General features: G+C 75.5%; 14 protein-coding genes. 4 read left to right on the plus strand and 10 right to left on the minus strand.

What is annotated here, in order from left to right:
• Window positions 1-65 precede the first annotated feature (65 nt).
• Entirely contained in the window at window positions 66-410 is a 345-nt protein-coding gene (locus tag FHL79_RS02855) for a PadR family transcriptional regulator (RefSeq protein ID WP_138757116.1), read from the plus strand.
• 10 nt (window positions 411-420) lie between these two features.
• Window positions 421-987 (plus strand): HAAS signaling domain-containing protein, encoded by a 567-nt coding sequence (locus tag FHL79_RS02860; RefSeq protein WP_138757117.1) that lies wholly within the window; start codon window positions 421-423, stop codon window positions 985-987.
• 6 nt (window positions 988-993) lie between these two features.
• On the opposite strand, the gene pgm is transcribed toward FHL79_RS02860, so the two are convergent.
• Window positions 994-2,628 (minus strand): phosphoglucomutase (alpha-D-glucose-1,6-bisphosphate-dependent), encoded by a 1,635-nt coding sequence (gene pgm / locus FHL79_RS02865; protein WP_138757118.1) that lies wholly within the window; start codon window positions 2,626-2,628, stop codon window positions 994-996.
• Window positions 2,629-2,704: 76 nt separating this feature from the next.
• On the opposite strand from pgm, the gene FHL79_RS02870 reads away from it, so the two are divergent.
• On the plus strand, window positions 2,705-5,965 hold the full coding sequence (locus FHL79_RS02870; RefSeq protein ID WP_138757119.1) for a DEAD/DEAH box helicase: 3,261 nt from the start codon (window positions 2,705-2,707) through the stop codon (window positions 5,963-5,965).
• A gap of 1 nt (window position 5,966) precedes the next feature.
• Here FHL79_RS02870 and FHL79_RS02875 read toward each other — a convergent pair whose 3' ends face one another.
• From FHL79_RS02875 to FHL79_RS02895, 5 genes are read right to left on the minus strand one after another with little or no spacing between them, the layout of a single operon-like run.
• On the minus strand, window positions 5,967-6,386 hold the full coding sequence (locus FHL79_RS02875; RefSeq protein ID WP_138757120.1) for a VOC family protein: 420 nt from the start codon (window positions 6,384-6,386) through the stop codon (window positions 5,967-5,969).
• A complete protein-coding gene (locus FHL79_RS02880; protein ID WP_138757121.1) occupies window positions 6,373-7,236 on the minus strand; it encodes an AraC family transcriptional regulator in 864 nt (287 codons plus the stop codon). Before FHL79_RS02880 ends, FHL79_RS02875 begins: the two co-directional genes overlap by 14 nt.
• Before the next feature lie 28 nt (window positions 7,237-7,264).
• Complete coding sequence (locus FHL79_RS02885; protein WP_138757122.1) at window positions 7,265-7,612, minus strand: DUF4190 domain-containing protein; 348 nt, start codon at window positions 7,610-7,612, stop codon at window positions 7,265-7,267.
• A gap of 60 nt (window positions 7,613-7,672) precedes the next feature.
• Window positions 7,673-9,397 carry a 5,6-dimethylbenzimidazole synthase gene (bluB, locus tag FHL79_RS02890; protein ID WP_138757123.1) on the minus strand — a complete coding sequence of 575 codons (1,725 nt, stop codon included), beginning with the start codon at window positions 9,395-9,397 and terminating at the stop codon, window positions 7,673-7,675.
• Window positions 9,394-10,239 (minus strand): alpha/beta fold hydrolase, encoded by an 846-nt coding sequence (locus FHL79_RS02895; protein ID WP_138757124.1) that lies wholly within the window; start codon window positions 10,237-10,239, stop codon window positions 9,394-9,396. The genes bluB and FHL79_RS02895 overlap by 4 nt, the downstream gene beginning before the upstream one ends.
• A gap of 108 nt (window positions 10,240-10,347) precedes the next feature.
• On the opposite strand from FHL79_RS02895, the gene FHL79_RS02900 reads away from it, so the two are divergent.
• A complete protein-coding gene (locus FHL79_RS02900; protein ID WP_138757125.1) occupies window positions 10,348-12,138 on the plus strand; it encodes a DEAD/DEAH box helicase family protein in 1,791 nt (596 codons plus the stop codon).
• 73 nt (window positions 12,139-12,211) lie between these two features.
• On the opposite strand, the gene FHL79_RS02905 is transcribed toward FHL79_RS02900, so the two are convergent.
• From FHL79_RS02905 to FHL79_RS24915, 4 genes are read right to left on the minus strand one after another with little or no spacing between them, the layout of a single operon-like run.
• Window positions 12,212-12,658 (minus strand): GNAT family N-acetyltransferase, encoded by a 447-nt coding sequence (locus tag FHL79_RS02905; RefSeq protein WP_138757126.1) that lies wholly within the window; start codon window positions 12,656-12,658, stop codon window positions 12,212-12,214.
• Window positions 12,659-12,716: 58 nt separating this feature from the next.
• Entirely contained in the window at window positions 12,717-13,991 is a 1,275-nt protein-coding gene (locus FHL79_RS02910) for an HNH endonuclease signature motif containing protein (protein ID WP_138757127.1), read from the minus strand.
• Window positions 13,992-14,029: 38 nt separating this feature from the next.
• Entirely contained in the window at window positions 14,030-15,574 is a 1,545-nt protein-coding gene (locus tag FHL79_RS02915; protein WP_138757128.1) for a flotillin family protein, read from the minus strand.
• A complete protein-coding gene (locus FHL79_RS24915; RefSeq protein WP_171057978.1) occupies window positions 15,571-16,113 on the minus strand; it encodes an NfeD C-terminal domain-containing protein in 543 nt (180 codons plus the stop codon). The genes FHL79_RS02915 and FHL79_RS24915 overlap by 4 nt, the downstream gene beginning before the upstream one ends.
• Between the last annotated feature and the right edge of the window lie 120 nt (window positions 16,114-16,233).

The raw sequence follows: 16,233 nt of genomic DNA on the forward strand, positions 1-16,233 counted from the left end.
CCCTCCGCGCTGCACGCCGCGCATCTAGCTTGCCAGCCTGACTAGTCAGCCGTACTGTCTACCGCGTGGTGGACGAACGGTGGCCTGGCGAGTGGATGCGCGGCGTGCTGTCGTTGTGCGTCCTGCGGGTGGTCGCCGACGGTCCGACGTACGGCTACGCGATCGCCGGCCGGCTGGCGGACGCCGGCCTGGGGTCGGTCAAGGGCGGCACGCTCTACCCGATCCTGACCCGGCTGGAGACCGACGGGCTGGTCACGTCGTCCTGGGCGGCCGGGAACGGCGGCCCGGGCCGGAAGTTCTTCTCCCTCACCCCCACCGGGGCGCAAGCGCTGCGCGAGCGCGCCGAGCAGTGGCACGTCTTCACCGAGCGGGCCGCCGGCCTGCTGTCCCGCCCCGTCGTCCCGTCCTGAGGAGCCCGTCGTGGGAACCCTGCTGAACAGCACCGACCAGGCCTGGTGCGACGACCTGCTGCTGCGGCTGCGCCTGCTCCAGGTGCCCGGCGCGCGGATCGGGGAGGTGCTCGCCGAGGTGCAGAGCCACGTCGCCGAGACCGGCGAACCCCCGCGCGAGGCATTCGGTACGCCCAGGGAGTACGCCGACCAGGTCGCCCAGGCACTGGGCGTCACCCCCGTACGCGGTTGGGCCGCGCTGCGTCAGGGGCTGCGCTGGCGGGACCTGCTGCTGGCCGTGCTGATCGGCGTCGCCGGTTTCTCGCTGGCCGACGGGCTGTGGTCCCTGGGGGCGGGCGCCGCGACCACCGCCGGCCTGCCGACCTGGCTGGTCTGCCTCGGCGCCGCGCTGGTGCTCGGGGCCTGCACCGCACGCCTGGTCGTCAGCGCCCGGCACGACCCGGACGCCGACCCGGTGATCGACCCGCGGAACGGCGTGGACATGGTCCCCTTCGGTCGGCGCCAGGTGGTCCTGCTGGCCGCTCTCCCGGTGCTGGCCCTCATCGGGATGGCGGTCGGCGGCCTGCTGAGCCGCTGACGCCCGTCACGCGCTGAGAGCGGCGGAGACCACCGCCTTGGCCTCCTCCTGCACCTGGGCGAGGTGCTCCGGGCCGCGGAAGGACTCCGCGTAGACCTTGTAGACGTCCTCGGTGCCCGACGGCCGGGCGGCGAACCAGGCGTTCTCGGTGGTGACCTTCAGCCCGCCGATCGCGGCGTCGTTCCCTGCCGCCCGGGTCAGCTTGGCGGTGATCGGCTCCCCGGCGAGCTCGGTGGCGGTGACCGCCTCGGGCGACAGCCTGCCCAGCGCCGCCTTCTCCTCACGGGTCGCGGCCGCGTCGATCCGGGCGTAGGCGGACTCCCCGAACCGGGCGGTCATCTCCGCGTGCAGCTGGGACGGCGAGGACCCGGTGACCGCCTGGACCTCGCTGGCCAGCAGGGCGAGCAGGATGCCGTCCTTGTCCGTGGTCCAGACGCTGCCGTCGCGGCGGAGGAACGACGCCCCGGCCGACTCCTCGCCCCCGAACCCGACCGACCCGTCGAGCAGCCCGGGCACGAACCACTTGAAGCCGACCGGCACCTCGACCAGCCGCCGGCCCAGGTCGGCGACGACCCGGTCGATGAGCGAGCTGGAGACCAGGGTCTTGCCGACCGCGGTGTCCGCGGCCCACTCCGGCCGGTGGCTGAACAGGTAGGAGATCGCCACGGCGAGGAAGTGGTTGGGGTTCATCAGCCCGCCGTCGGGGGTGACGATGCCGTGCCGGTCGGCGTCGGCGTCGTTGCCCGTGGCGATCTGGAACTCGTCCTTACGGCCGATCAGCGAGGCCATCGCCGACGGGGAGGAGCAGTCCATCCGGATCTTGCCGTCCCAGTCCAGCGTCATGAACCGCCAGGTGGGGTCGACCAGCGGGTTCACCACGGTCAGCTCCAGCCGGTGCCGGTCGGCGATCTCGCCCCAGTAGCCGACGCTGGCGCCGCCGAGCGGGTCCGCGCCGATCCGGATGCCCGCCTCGCGGACGGCGTCCAGGTCCAGCACGGCGGGCAGGTCGTCGACGTAGGAGCCGAGGAAGTCGTAGCCCTGCGCCGCGGCGCGGGCCCGGGCGAACGGGATCCGGCGTACCCCGTCGAGGTCGGCGGCGAGCAGCTCGTTGGCCCGCCGGGCGATCCACCCGGTGGCGTCGGTGTCGGCCGGGCCGCCGGAGGGCGGGTTGTACTTGAAGCCGCCGTCGCGGGGCGGGTTGTGCGAGGGGGTGACGACGATGCCGTCGGCCAGCCCGCTCGTCTTCCCCCGGTTCGCGGCGAGGATCGCGTGGCTGACCGCCGGGGTGGGGGTGTAGCCGTCCGCGGAGTCGACCAGCACGGTGACGTCGTTGGCCGCGAGCACCTCCAGCGCGCTGGCCCAGGCCGGCTCGGACAGGCCGTGGGTGTCGCGGCCGACGAACAGCGGTCCGTCGTACCCCTGGCCGGCGCGGTACTCGCAGATCGCCTGGGTGGTGGCCAGGATGTGCGCCTCGTTGAAGGCGCCGTCCAACGAGGAGCCGCGGTGGCCCGAGGTGCCGAAGACGACCTGCTGGGTGACGTCGGCCGGGTCCGGCTGCACCGTGTAGTAGGCGGTGAGCAGGTGCGGGACGTCGACCAGGTCGCTGGGCCGGGCGGGCTGTCCGGCGCGGTCAGAGCTCATGCCCCGATCTTGGCCCGTCGCCGCGTCGTCCCGCGACCTGGGTGTCCCTGTCGGTGCCCGCCCGTAGCCTGGGCCGGTGCTCGGGGACTGGCGGGAGATGGTCACCGACACGGCGTTGACCGCCGCCGTCGGGCCCGACGTGCTCGACCGGGCCCGGCCCTACGTCTCCCGCGGCGTCCTCGACGTCCGGCTCGCCGACGACGCCCGCCGGCTGACCGGGCTGGTCCAGGGCGGTGCGGAGGCGCCCTACCGGACGACGGTCGTGCGCACCGACGGCGGCCGGGTGGGCTGGGCCGGTGCGTGCACCTGCCCGGTGGGTGACGACTGCAAGCACGCCGTGGCGATCCTGCTGTCGCTGCGGCCGGCCATCGCGTCCTCCCCCGGCGGCCCGCCGCAGGACCGCAGCTGGGAGGCCGAGCTCGAGGAGCTCGTCGCCGCGGCCGCCGAGCGGGCGCCGCGCAGCACGGTGCCGGTCGGGCTGCAGTTCGAGCTGGTCGACCCTGAGCCCGGCCGGGGGCGCAGCTCGGTCGGTGCCCCCGGGGTCCGGCAGCGGCTGGTGCGGCTGCGGCCGGTCGTCCCGGGCCGGCGCGGCCAGTGGGTGCGCAGCGGGGTCTCCTGGCGGCAGCTGCAGTACGACAACAGCCGCGCGGGCTGGGACCCGGCGCACCTGGCCGCGATGCGCGCGCTGCACGCCACCCACCAGGCGGCCCGCAACCAGTACTACTCCTACGCCCCGGTCGACGTGTACCTGCACGAGTTCGGGCCGGGCCTGTGGCGGCTGCTCGCCGAGGCGGTCGCCGACGGGGTGCCGCTGGTGACGGCGGACCGCCCGCCGCGGCCGGTGGTGCTCGCCGCCGCCGACGCCGACGTCGCGGTCGACCTCCGGCGCGACGGCGACCGCACCGAGCTGTCCGCCGTGCTCCGGGTCGACGGCCGCGCGGTCGACCCCGCGCGGCTGTCCTTCCTCGGCACGCCCCCGCACGGGGTGACCGTCGACGGGCCCGCCGACACCGGGCCTGCGCTGGTGCTCGCCCGCCTCGACCAGCCGGTGCCGCCGGCGCTGGCCGGCCTGGTCGCGCGCGGCGGGTCGATCGGCATCCCGGAGGACGACGTCGAGCGGTTCCGCCGCGACTGGTACCCGGGGCTGCGGCAGGCGGTGCCGGTGATCTCCGGGGACGGCTCGGTGGAGCTGCCCGACGTCCTGCCGCCCCGGCTGGCCGTGGCCGTCCGCTACCCCGGCGACGGCGGGGTCTGCGTGAGCTGGTCGGTCGACTACGGCCCGGACCGGTCCTACGCCCCGGACGCCCCGGACCACCCTGGGTCCGGGCGTGACCTGACCGCCGAGCAGCTGCTGGTGGAGGCGCTGCCCGGCCCGGTCGGCGGGCTCGCCGAGCTCTGGACGCCGGAGCGCCGGCTGGCCGCCACCGTGGAGCTGACCGGCATGGAGGCGCTGGAGTTCACCACCGAGGTGCTCCCGGCCCTGCGCGCCGACGACGGCGTCGACGTCACCGTCGAGGGGACCCCGACCGACTACCGGCAGACCCACTCGGCACCGCAGATCAGCTTCACCGCCCGGGACAGCGGGGAGTCCGACTGGTTCGACCTCGGGGTCACCGTGACCATGGACGGCCAGCACGTGCCCTTCGCCACCCTCTTCTCCGCACTCGCCGCCGGCCGGACCCGGTTGGTGCTGCTGAGCGGCACCTGGTTCTCCCTGCAGCGGCCGGAGTTCGAGCAGCTGCGACTGCTCATCGAGGAGGCCCGGGCGCTGCAGGACGTCCCGGGCGACGGGGTCAAGGTCAGCCGCTTCCAGGCCGCGCTGTGGGAGCAGCTGATGGGCCTCGGTGTCGTCGAGGCGCAGAGCGAGCGCTGGACCCGCGAGGTGCGCGGGCTGATCGACGCCGAGCACGCCGAGCCCCCGCCGGTGCCCTCCGGGCTGGCCGCGCAGCTGCGGCCCTACCAGCACGAGGGCTACGGCTGGCTGAGCTTCCTCTGGGACCACCGGCTGGGCGGGGTGCTCGCCGACGACATGGGGCTGGGCAAGACGCTGCAGACCCTCGCCCTGCTGTGCCGGGCGCACGAGGCCGGGGAGCTCGACCAGGCGCCGGTGCTGGTGGTGGCGCCGACCAGCGTCGTGTCCACCTGGGCCCGGGAGGCGGCCCGCTTCGCGCCGGGGCTGCGGGTGGTGGCCGTGGAGGAGACCGAGCGGAAGCGCGGCACGTCGCTGGCGCACCGGGTGGCCGGCGCGCACGTCGTCGTCACCTCCTACGCGCTGTTCCGGATCGACGCCGAGGCCTGGACCGGGCTGCCCTGGCGCGGGCTGGTGCTCGACGAGGCCCAGTTCGTGAAGAACCACCGGGCCCGCACCTATCAGTGCGCCCGCCGGCTGGAGGCGCCGTTCAAGCTGGCGCTGACCGGCACGCCGCTGGAGAACAGCGTGATGGACCTGTGGGCACTGCTGTCGATCGTCGCGCCCGGGCTCTTCCCCGACCCGCAGCGGTTCACCGAGCAGTACCGGACGCCGATCGAGCGCGACGGGGACGTCGAGCGGCTGGCCGTGCTGCGCCGGCGGATCCGCCCGCTGGTGCGCCGCCGGACCAAGGAGATGGTCGCCGCCGACCTGCCGCCCAAGCAGGAGCAGGTGCTCGAGGTGGTGCTCAACCCGCGGCATGAGAAGCTGTACCAGACCCACCTGCAGCGGGAGCGGAGCAAGGTCCTCGGCCTGGTCGAGGACATGCAGAAGAACCGGATGACGATCTTCCGGTCGCTGACCCTGCTCCGGCAGCTGAGCCTGGACCCGGCCCTGGTCGACCCCACCTACGCCGACGTCCGGTCCAGCAAGGCCGACGCGTTCCTCGAGCAGCTGCGCGAGGTCGTCGCCGAGGGCCACCGGGTGCTGGTGTTCAGCCAGTTCACCCGCTTCCTGCGCGGCATCCGCGACCGGCTGGAGGCCGAGCGCATCGGCTGGGTCTACCTCGACGGGCAGACCCGCGACCGCGACGCCCGGATCGAGGAGTTCCGGACCGGCACTGCGCCGGTCTTCCTGATCAGCCTCAAGGCCGGCGGTTTCGGGCTGACGCTCACCGAGGCCGACTACGTCTTCGTGCTCGACCCGTGGTGGAACCCGGCGAGCGAGGCCCAGGCGGTCGACCGGGCGCACCGGATCGGGCAGGACAAGACGGTGATCGTCTACCGGCTGGTGGCGGTCGGCACCATCGAGGAGAAGGTGATGGAGCTCAAGGCCCGCAAGCAGGCGCTGTTCTCCCGCGTCGTGGACGACGGCGCCCTCGCCTCCGGCTCGCTCACCGCCGAGGACGTCCGCGGCCTCTTCGGCTGAGTCAGCGGCGCGGTTCGCCGCGGTAGGTCCCGAAGCTCCACAGGTTGCCCTCCGGGTCCCGGACGGCGAAGTCCCGCGAGCCGTGGTCGGTGTCGTGCAGCGGTTGGAACACCTCGGCGCCGGCGGCGACCGCGCGGTCGTGCAGCCCGTCGGGGTCGTCGGTCACCACGTAGCAGCCGGTGCTCCCCGGTGGCACGGTCCAGGTGCCGTCCTCCCGCACGGAGCCGAGCATCACCCCGCCGCCCAGCGGCCAGGCGAGCTGGGCGTGCACGACGACGTCCCCGCTCCCGTCGGGCTGGTCGCCGTAGGTGACGACCTCCTCGAAGCCGAACGCGTCGACCAGGAAGCGGATGAGGCCACGCGCATCGTGGGCGCGCAGCGTGGGCCAGACGGTGGGGGGTGGCGCGTCAGGAGTCGTCATGGGCAGCAGCCTGCTCCCGGTCCGCCGTCCCGTCTTGGACGTATCCGAACTCGGCGGCGAGCCAGCCGGTCGGCGGCAGTCCGGCGAGCGCCCGCCACTCCCGGGTCAGGTGCGCCTGGTCGGCGAAGCCGGAGTCGGCGGCGAGCCCGGCCAGGTCCGTCGCGCCGCCGTGGCCGGCTCGGACGGCGAGGACGCGCCGTGCCCGGTCGAAGCGGACCACCCGGGCGGCCTCCTTGGGGGACAGGCCGGTCTCGGCGCGGAACCGGTTCTGCAGGTGCCGGTCGGACCAGCCGACCCGGGTGGCCACCTCCGCCACCCGCAGCCGCCCGCCGGCCGCGGTGGTCAGCCGCCACGCCTCGGCCACCTCGGGCGCGGGCCCGCTGTCGAGCCGGGCGGAGCGCAGCAGCACCTGCTCGACCGCGGCGAACCGGGTGCGCCAGTCCGGCGCCGACCGCACCCGGTCGACGAGCTCGCGGCCGGGCGCGCCGAGCACGTCGTCCACCGGGGCGTCCAGCGACGCCAGCGCCCCGGCGGGGACGCCGAGCAGCGCGCGGGCGCCCGCCGGCGTCAGCGACAGCTGCAACCCGGCCTGCCGGCCCGGGTGCTCGATCAGCGCAGGCCGGGTGTGCAGCCCGCCGACCAGCCCGTCGTAGCGGCCGGGTGCCTGGGCCGGGTCGGGGTGGGCGAGCAGCACCAGCGGCTCGTCCAGGGTGAGCACGAAGGTCAGGAACGGCGAGGGCAGCCCGCGGTGCAGCCCGGGCGCCAGCCCCTCCTGCCGGTAGCCCACCGCGGTGGCGACGAACGGGCGCAGCGCGGGGTGCACGCGGTGGTCGACCCACTCGGTGCGCACGGGGGTCACGCTGTGCCCGCAGCGTCGCTCAGGCGTTGGCGGCGATGCCGATCACCGCGACCAGGACGATGACGCCCACCCCGACCCAGCCCAGCACGATGCCGGCGATGGCCATGCCGTCGCCGGACTCACCGCGCTCGCGGATCTGCTTGCGCGCGATGTAGCCGAAGACCAGCGCCAGGACGCTGCCGATCCAGTAGAGCCAGACGATCCCGAGCACCATGGAGGCGATGGCCAGCCCGTTGGTGCGCCGCGGCGGCGGGTACCCGTACCCGTACGGCTGCGGCGGGTACGGCTGCTGGCCGTAGGGCTGCCCGTAGGGCGGGGGGACCTGCCCTGCCGGGCCGTTGAACTGGTGGCTGCTGTCCTGCGTCACCCGGCGAACTGTAGGAGCCCGGTGCCGCGGTGCCCAGCCGCGACACCTCCGACGGGTGAGTCAGCGGTCGACCCGCGCCGCGCCCCGGCGCACGGCCAGACCCTGCAGCAGCAGCCCGGTGGCGAGCACCGCACCGACCCCCTCCCCGGCGCGCAGCCGGAGGTCCAGCAGCGGCTCGCAGCCCAGCGCCGCCAGGACGACGTCGTGCCCCCGCTCGCGGCTGCGCTGCCCGGCGACCAGCGAGGACTGCGCGGCCGGTTCCACCAGCACCGCGACCAGGGCGGCGACCGAGGCTGCGAACCCGTCGACGACGACCACCGCCCGGGCCTCCGCCGCGCCCAGCACCACGCCGGCCAGCACCGCGAGCTCGGGGCCACCCAGCTCGGCGAGGGCCCGCAGCGGGTCCAGGCCGGTGCCCGTCCGCGCCAGCGCCGCCGCGACGACGTCCCGCTTGCGCTGCACCATCGCCGCGTCGGCACCCGCCCCCAGACCGGTGACGACGCCCGGTTCCACGGAGAGCAGCGCGCACGCCAGCGCGGCGGCCACCGTGGTGTTGCCGACGCCGACCTCGCCCAGCGCGACCAGCCCGCGGGGGCCGTGCTCGACGCCGAGCTCCCGCCCCCGCGCCAGCAGCCGCCCGACGTCCCCGGCGGTCATCGCCGGGCCGGTGACGAGGTCGCCGCGCTGGTCGACCGGCCGGGCCGGTACCGCGCCGGGCACCGGTCCGCCGTCGACCCCGGCGTCGACGACGACGACGTCCAGCCCGGCGCAGCGCGCCGCCGTCGTCCCCAGGGCCAGGCCGGCGACGGCGGCGGTGACGACGTCCCGGGTGGTCGATGCCGGATAGGCGGACACCCCGGCGGCGGTGACCGGGTGGTCGGCGGCGATGAGCAGCAGCACCCCACCGGTCAGGTCGGCCCGGCCCTGCGCGACGGCGCGGTCGACCGCGCGGTCGAGCAGGCCGAGGGAGCCCGGCGGGGTGAGCAGCCGGTCGGCGGCGTCCCGGGCGCCCACCACCTCCGCCGGCGCGGGCGCGCGGAGCCGGGACGCAGGTGGGGCCGGGTCGGACCCGTCCGGCCACCGGTCGGCGAGGACGACGTCGGCCAGCGGCAGCCGCCGCGACCAGGCGGCCCGCTCCAGCCCGGGGGCCGGGGGCCGCTCGTCGGGCCAGCCCAGGCAGAGCCAGCCGAGGGTCACCACACCGTCGGGCAGCCCGAGCAGGCCGGCGAGCTCGTCGGGCCGGAACAGCGTCACCCAGCCCAGGCCGAGCCCCTCGGCGCGGGCGGCGAGCCAGAGGTTCTGGATCGCCGCGGCACAGCTCCACAGGTCGGCGTCGGGGAAGGTGGCGCGACCGAGCACACCGGCGGCCGGCGTCCGCCGGTCACAGCAGACGACGACGCCCAGCGGCGCCTCCCGGACCCCCTCCAGCTGCAGGTCCAGCAACCGCGCCCCGGCCTCCGGCTCCAACTGGGCGGCCTGGCGCAGCCGCTCCCGGTCGGTCAGCACCGCGGCCCGGTCGCGCAGGTCGGCGTCCCGGACGACGACGAACCGCCACGGCTGGCTGTGCCCGACGGAGGGCGCCTGGTGCGCGGCGCCGAGCACCCGGGTCAGGACGTCGTCCGGCACCGGGTCCGGGCGGTAGCGGCGGACGTCGCGGCGAGCGCCGATCGCCCGGTAGAGCCCGTCCCGGTCGGCGGCCGGCAGCGCCCAGCCCGCGGGGTCGGCGGCGCGCTCGGAGGCCGCGGTGTCGTCGCCGATCAGCGGCACCGGCCGCGGCCAGGTCATCCGCGCTCCACCTGCGCGAGGAACCGGCGGACCGTCTCCAGGAAGACCTCCGGCTGCTCCGAGTGCACCCAGTGCCCGGCGTTCTTGACCCGGACCAGGCGCACGTGCGGGAAGAGCTGGTCCATCCTCGGCCGGTCCTCCTCGAGCACGTAGGTCGAGTTCGCCCCGGCGATCCAGAGCACCGGGCCCTCGAACGTCGCGCCCGGCGGAGGCTCGGGGAAGCGGCGCAGTTCACCCAGGTCGCGGGCGAGGGTCTCCAGGTTCAGCCGCCACCGCCACCCGTTGCCGGCCCCCACCCCGTCCCGCACCAGGCTCTGCAGCAGGAACGACCGGACCATCGTGCTGGGGACGGCGGCCCGCAGCGCCGCGTCGGCCTGCTCCCGGTTCTCCAGCCGGTCCAGGTCCATCGCCTGCATCGCGGCGATGAACGCGGCGAAGGGGGAGGCCTCCTCGTCGGGGTCGTCGGTGCGCCCGCCGCTCTCCGGGTAGTCGGTGGGCGCGATGTCGACGACGACGAGGGCGCGCAGCAGCTCGGGCCGGCGCAGCGCCAGCTGCATGGACACCTTGCCGCCCATCGAGTGCCCGACCAGGGTCACCGGCTCGCCGAGCAGGTCGAGCTCGGCGGCGAGGGCCTCGGCCATGTCGCCGTAGTCGACCCGGTCGGTCCACGGCGAGTGCCCGTGGTTGGGCAGGTCGAGGAGGGTGACCCGGTGCCCGTCCTCGGCCAGGGCTCGCGCGATCGTCGTCCAGTTCCGGCCCTGGCCGAACAGGCCGTGCACGAAGACGACCCGCGGCCCGGTGTCGCCGAGCGTGCGGGCCGCCAGCCGGACGGGAGAGGTCATGGCGCCATCCCACCAGACGGCGGCGACCCGGTGATGTCGCTCCCCGGGATGGTCGGTGGTCGCGGTTAGCGTCCTGCGGGTCAGGCCGTCGACCCGCAGGAGACCTCCGTGCCCGGACGCCGCCGGCGCCCCACCAGCTCGTCCCATTCGACCGGCACGACGACCACTCGGAAGCCGGCTGCCCGCAAGGCACCGCGGACCCGTCCGGCGGCTGCTGGACCCGCTGCCGCCAAGCCCGCCGCTGGTGACCTGCCCACGCCCCGGCCGGGGGAGCGGGTGTGGGTGCTCGCCGTCCCGTTCCGCGCCCCGGCGCCGGGGGCGAGCTGGCACGCCGGCCTGTCCGCTCACGTGTACGTCGGCGCCTCGCTGCCGGCGGCGCTGACACCGTACGACCCGCCGCCGTACTCCCTCGAGCGCTTCGTCGAGGACCAGCTCAACGCCGAGCCGCGGCCGGTGCCGCCGGCCCGTCCGATGACCCCGCGGCCGGAGCAGGTCACCGGTGCCGCTGCGATCGCCCGGCACGCGGCCGCAGGCGGTCGGATGTTCCTGCTCGGTGACGACCCGGGCGTCGGCAAGACCGGCACCGCCGTCCTGGCCGTGCAGCAGATCGCGGAGCAGCGTGAGGTGCGTGCCGTGCTGGTGGTCGCCGACCGCCCGGCGGCGATCACGGTGCCGCACTGGGCGCGGTCGATCGCCGCGTTCGGGGGCGCCGCGGACGGAGGGCAGAGCCTGCGCTGGTGCGTCACCACCTGGGACCGGCTGGGCAAGGTCGCCGGGCTGACCAAGGCGACCGGGGTGCGCTTCGACGTGGTGGTGGCCGACGAGGCGCACATGGTCCGGCACACCACGACGCAGCGGTGGAAGCACTGGAAGTCGGTCTCCGGCGCGGGCCGGGCGAAGGACGTCCCGTTCGTGCTGCTCGCGACGGCGACCCCCGCGCACACGCCGCTGGAGCTGCCCTACCTCGCGCCGCACTTCGCCGCCGTCCACGGTGAGCCGCTGAAGGACTGGGCGGACCTCCCGCACCGGCTCGCCGTCCACGGGTTCCACGTGGAACGTGGCCGCTACGGCTGGACCTGGACCGAGGACGCCGACGAACGCCGGGCCGACCTGGCCTTGCTCCGTTGCTGGCTGGCCGACACCGACCCACCGGCGACGCTGCACCGACCGGCACCGTGGGGACCGGTCAGCGTGACCGGGACGCCGGTCGCGCTGACCCCGGCCGAGCGCGCGCAGTACGAGGCGGAGTGGTCGGAGTTCCGTGCGGAGATGCAGCTGGCCCGCCGCGGCCGCCAGTCCGCCCGCGGTCGGGCGGCCCTGCTCCGGTTCCGGCAGAAGGCCGGGCTGATCCGCGCGGCGGCGACCGTCGACTGGGTGAAGGCGCAGGTCGAGGCGGACCGGCAGGTGGCGGTGTCGGTGGAGTTCGTGGAGACCGCGGCCGACCCGATCCGCGAGGCGCTGCTCGACGGTGGCATCGCGGTGGCCGGCATCTACGGGCGGGACCGCTTCGACGTCGAGGCGGAGCGGTTGCGCTTCCAGACCGGCGAGGCGCCGGTCTGCGTCTTCACCGTGACCGCCTCGATCAGCCTGCACGCCGGCGAGCTGCTGCCAGGTGGGCTCACCGCGTCCACCACGCCGCGGGTGGGGCTGTTCCACCAGCCGCGGTTCTCCGGCATCGCCGCGCGCCAGGTCACCGGCCGCACCCACCGGGACCACCAGGTCTCCCCGTGGCGGGTCGCGTTCGCCGAGGACACCGTGGAGGAGGACGTCGCCCGGGTGATGGTGGAACGGCTCGCGGTCACCGGCTCGACGGCCGGTGGCGACACCGCGGCGCTGCAGGAGATCGCCGAGCTGCTCGACGCCGACTGGCTGCCGGCGACGTCACTGACCGGGGACTAGCGAAGGACCCTGTCCCTCTCACCACTCGCACGCTCGTGGCGAGCCTCCGGACAGGGCCGAGAGCAGCCGGAACTCAGAGCACTCGCAGCCGCATGGGCAGGTGCGGGATGCCGTCCTCCAGGTAGTCCGGCCCGGACCGCACGAAGCCGAAGCGCTCGTACCAGGTCTCGAGGTAGGCCTGTGCCCCGATGTCGACGGTGCGGCCCTCGCACAGCTCGATCCCGCGCCGGATGAGCTCGGCGGACAGGCCGCGACCCCGCGCGCCCACGGCGGTGGCCACCCGGCCGATGGCCCGGTCCTCGCCGTTCTCCAGCACCCGGATGGTGGCCAGCGTCGTCCCCTCGTCGTCGGCGTACCAGAGGTGCACCGTGCCCGGCTCGGCGTCCCGGCCGTCGAGCTCGGGGTAGGGGCAGGTCTGCTCGACGACGAAGACGTCGACCCGCAGCCGCAGGATGCCGTAGAGCTCGGCCGGGGTCAGCTCGGCGAACCGGGCCTCGCGCAGCGCAGGTGCATCGGTCACGGGTCGATCGTCGCAAGACGTTCCCGCGGGAACGCCGACCGGGCTCGCGCGGCCGGGCTCAGGCGGCTCGTCGGCGGAGGTGGTCGCGGTGGGCGAGCAGGGCCCAGACGACGTGGTGCAGGTCCATCCGCTCACCGGTGTCCGGCCAGGCGTCGGGCAGGCCGTCCTCGGGCACCAGGGTCAGCAGCGGACCGGCGGGCAGGCCGGCGCCGAAGGCGGGGTCGGCCGGGCCCCAGATCCGCCGGCCCGCCCGGTCGCGCACCACCAGCTCCCCACCGCGGCGGACCATGACCAGCCCCTCGTCGTGCACCAGCCCGTGGTCGACGTCGCACAGCAGCACCATCGCCGACACGTCGGTGCGCCCGCCCAGCCGCCACGGCGTGAGGTGATGGGCGTGCAACCGCTCGATCCGGCTCTCCTCGCACCCCGGCCGGGCGCAGCCACCGTCGCGGGCCAGCAACGCCCGCCGCTGGGCCGTGCTGGCCAACCGGCGGCGCCGCCCCAGCGCCGGGCCGCCCTCCAGGTACGCCCGCCCCGCCGCCGCGTCCCGCGCCAGCACGTCGGCGTCCACGTGCACCACCACCTCACGGCGCGGCGGGTCACCGGCCCGCCGACCGAGGTCGACCGCCTCCGCGGCGAGCTCGGCCAGCGCCCGGCACCGCCGCACGCTCATCCGTTTCCGCGGGAACGCCACCGGGTCCTCCGCGCAGCCGTCTCCCTCCGCATCGGCCCGCGCAGCGTCCTTCTTGGCCGCGGCGCGTTCCCGGCGGGCGTCCCGCTCGGCCCGCGACTCCACGTTCGCCAGCAGCGCCGCCCCGGCCTCGCCGTCCATCCGCACCTGCAGCACCAGCATCCCGTCGGTGTCCCAGTGCCACTGGAACGACCGCTTCTCCGCGACCGTGCCGGCATCCACGTCATCCGACCGCCGCCAACCGCGCACCACCCGGGCCAGCTGCGACGCCGTCACGTGCCCGGCCAGCTCCACCAGCGCGGGCTCGGTGGCGGCGTCGGCAACCCGGGTGATCTCCCGGACCTTCGACCAGGACAACCGGCCCTGCTCGAACGCTGCCGCCGTCAGCGGCAACCTCCTCAGCGCCCGCGCGACCCGCACGTGCTCCCGCGCCGCCCCCGGGCCCAGCCCGCACTGCCAGGCCAGCCAGTGCGCGCACGACTGGATCCCGACCCCGCCCCAGCCCTCCCGGGCGTCGAACTCCGCCACCAGCTGCAACCACGCGGCGGTCGCGGCCGCCAGCCGCACCGCCCCCGACCGGATCTCCCCGGCCAGCTCCTCGATCGACCGCTGCTCCTGCCCCGCCACCGTCATCGCCGCCATGCACCGACGCTAGGCGGGAGGTATGACAGAACCGCAGGTCAGCGACCCGCGGGCTGCACGCCGTTGCCGTTGCCGTCCAGCGGCACCCGGGTGACGGGAGAAGGGGTGTCGCCGAGTCCGGCGGCCCCGCTGCCGAGCCGCTTGAGCAGCGCGCCGACGTCCAGCCCGGTCAGGTCACCGGACAGCTGCAGACCCTGCGCTACGTTGGCGGCCACCGAACGTCCCAGCGAGCCCGCCCCGTCGGCGGAGATGACGGTCATCTTGTCCACCCCGGCCAGCGGTGCCGACGCAGCGGAGACCACCTCGGGCAGCACCTTGACCAGCATCTCCAGGATCGCGGCATCGCCGTAGGTGGCGAACGCGGTGGACCGGGCGTCCATCGCGGCGGCCTCGGCCTGGCCCCGGGCGAGGATCGCCGCGGCCTCTGCCGCGCCCTCCCGCTCGACGGCGTCGGCGATCGCCTGCCGGCGGAGCTTCTCGGCCTCACCGCGCTTGGCACCCTCGACGGCCTCCGCCTCGGCCAGCGCGGACCGCCGGGCCCGCTCGCCCTCACCGGACAGCCGCGCCTGCTCGGCGGCGGCCTGGGCCGCGGCGATGGTCGCCTGGCGCTGCGCCTCCGCCGTCAGGATCGCCGAGTTCTTGCGCCCCTCGGCCTCCTGCTCGACCCGGTACCGCTCGGCGTCGGCCGGCCGGCGGACCTTGGTGTCCAGCTGCGCCTGGGTGAGCGTCGCCGTCCGTGCCGCGACCTTCTCCTGCGCGGCGAGCACCTCCTGGTCCTGCGCGGCCTGCGCCAGCGGCCCGGCCGCCGCGGCGCGCGCGGTCGCGGCATCGGTCTCCGCCGCGATCTCGGCCTTCTTCAGCGCCAGCTGCCGCTGGGACACCGCGATCGCCTCGTCGGCCAGCAGCTGCTCCTGCTGCGCGGCCTGCCGGGCGCGCGCCTCGGCGATCGAGGCCTCCTTCAGCACCCGGGCGGCCTCGGGCCGGCCGAGGTCGGCCAGGTAGGTGCCCTCGGCCTGGATGTCCTGCAGCTGGAAGGTGTCCAGCACGAGCCCCTGCCCGGTGAGCGAGGACTCCGCCTCCTCCGCCACCGCCGAGGCGAACGCGGCCCGGTCCCGGATGATCTCCTCGATGGTCAGCCGACCGACGATCGAGCGGAGCGCGCCGGCCAGCACCTCCGAGGTGAAGGTGTCGATGCCGCCCTGCTGGGCGAGGAACCGCTGCGCGGCCGCGCGGATCGACTGCTCGTTGCCGCCGACCTTGACGATGGCCACGCCCTCGAGGTCGCACTTGACGCCCTGCTTGGACACCGCGCCGCGGATGGCCACCGGGATCCGCCGGCTGGACAGGTCGATCGAGTGCAGCTTCTGCACCACGGGCAGCACGAAGACGCTGGCGCCCATGACCACCTTCTGGCCCGACATGTCCCGGCTGACCGCGCCGTCCGTGCCGGTGACCGAGCGTCCCTGCCGGCCGGTCACCAGGAAGGCCTGGTTGGGGCCGGCGACCTTGATCCGGGACAGCACCAGGAGGACCAGCAGGACGACCAGGACGGCGATGCCGCCGATCGCGTAGAGCAGCGTCATGGGGTGGTTCCTCCGGGATCAGGAGCGGTGGAGACGACCTCCACCGAGGTGTCGGTCGGGGTGTCGACGACGTAGACGGGGGTGCCGGCGGGCAGCGGGACCTCGCTGCGCGCGTGGTACTTCAGCTGCTGACCGGCGACGCTGAGCCGGACCTCGCCCAGGCCGCCGGCGGGGACGCCGGAGACGACGACGCCCTGGGCACCGATCAGCCGGCTGCTGGTGAGCGTCGGTTCGGTCGGCATGTCCCGCAGCGCGGCGGACAGCCGGATCGCACCGGCCGCGAGCGGCAGGGCGACGAGCAGACCCCCGAGGACGGCGAGGAGCACGGTGACGACGCCCGGCAGGTCGGGCACCAGTGCGGTGACCGCAGCACCGCCGAAGCCGATGCCGCCGACGAACGCGGCGATCGCCGGCAGCGAGAACGGCCCGTCGGCGTCGCCGTGCCCGAACTCGCCCAGCTCGCCCACGACCAGGGCGAGCAGGAGCGCGAGGAGGCCGGCCGCGCCGATCGCGAGGAAGGCCACCGCGATCGGGTCCACAACACCTCCCCAGGACTGGCGGAGGCACAGAGTCGCAGGTCAGACGGCTGATGATCAAGAGCCGTTCCGGATCGCCGCCCGACGGCTGCCCCGGCCGGGTGAGCCGGGGTCGGGCGAGGG

This window comes from Modestobacter altitudinis (genome assembly GCF_005930475.1).
GTDB classification, from domain to species: Bacteria; Actinomycetota; Actinomycetes; order Mycobacteriales; family Geodermatophilaceae; genus Modestobacter; species Modestobacter altitudinis.

Excerpts from the sequence above, each read along its gene's own strand:
- FHL79_RS02875 (WP_138757120.1), bottom strand. The coding sequence starts at position 6,386 with ATGACGACTCCTGACGCGCCACCCCCCACCGTCTGGCCCACGCTGCGC.
- bluB (WP_138757123.1), bottom strand. The coding sequence starts at position 9,397 with ATGACCTGGCCGCGGCCGGTGCCGCTGATCGGCGACGACACCGCGGCC.
- FHL79_RS02915 (WP_138757128.1), bottom strand. The coding sequence starts at position 15,574 with ATGACGCTGCTCTACGCGATCGGCGGCATCGCCGTCCTGGTCGTCCTG.
- FHL79_RS02895 (WP_138757124.1), bottom strand. The coding sequence starts at position 10,239 with ATGACCTCTCCCGTCCGGCTGGCGGCCCGCACGCTCGGCGACACCGGG.
- pgm (WP_138757118.1), bottom strand. The coding sequence starts at position 2,628 with ATGAGCTCTGACCGCGCCGGACAGCCCGCCCGGCCCAGCGACCTGGTC.
- FHL79_RS02910 (WP_138757127.1), bottom strand. The coding sequence starts at position 13,991 with ATGGCGGCGATGACGGTGGCGGGGCAGGAGCAGCGGTCGATCGAGGAG.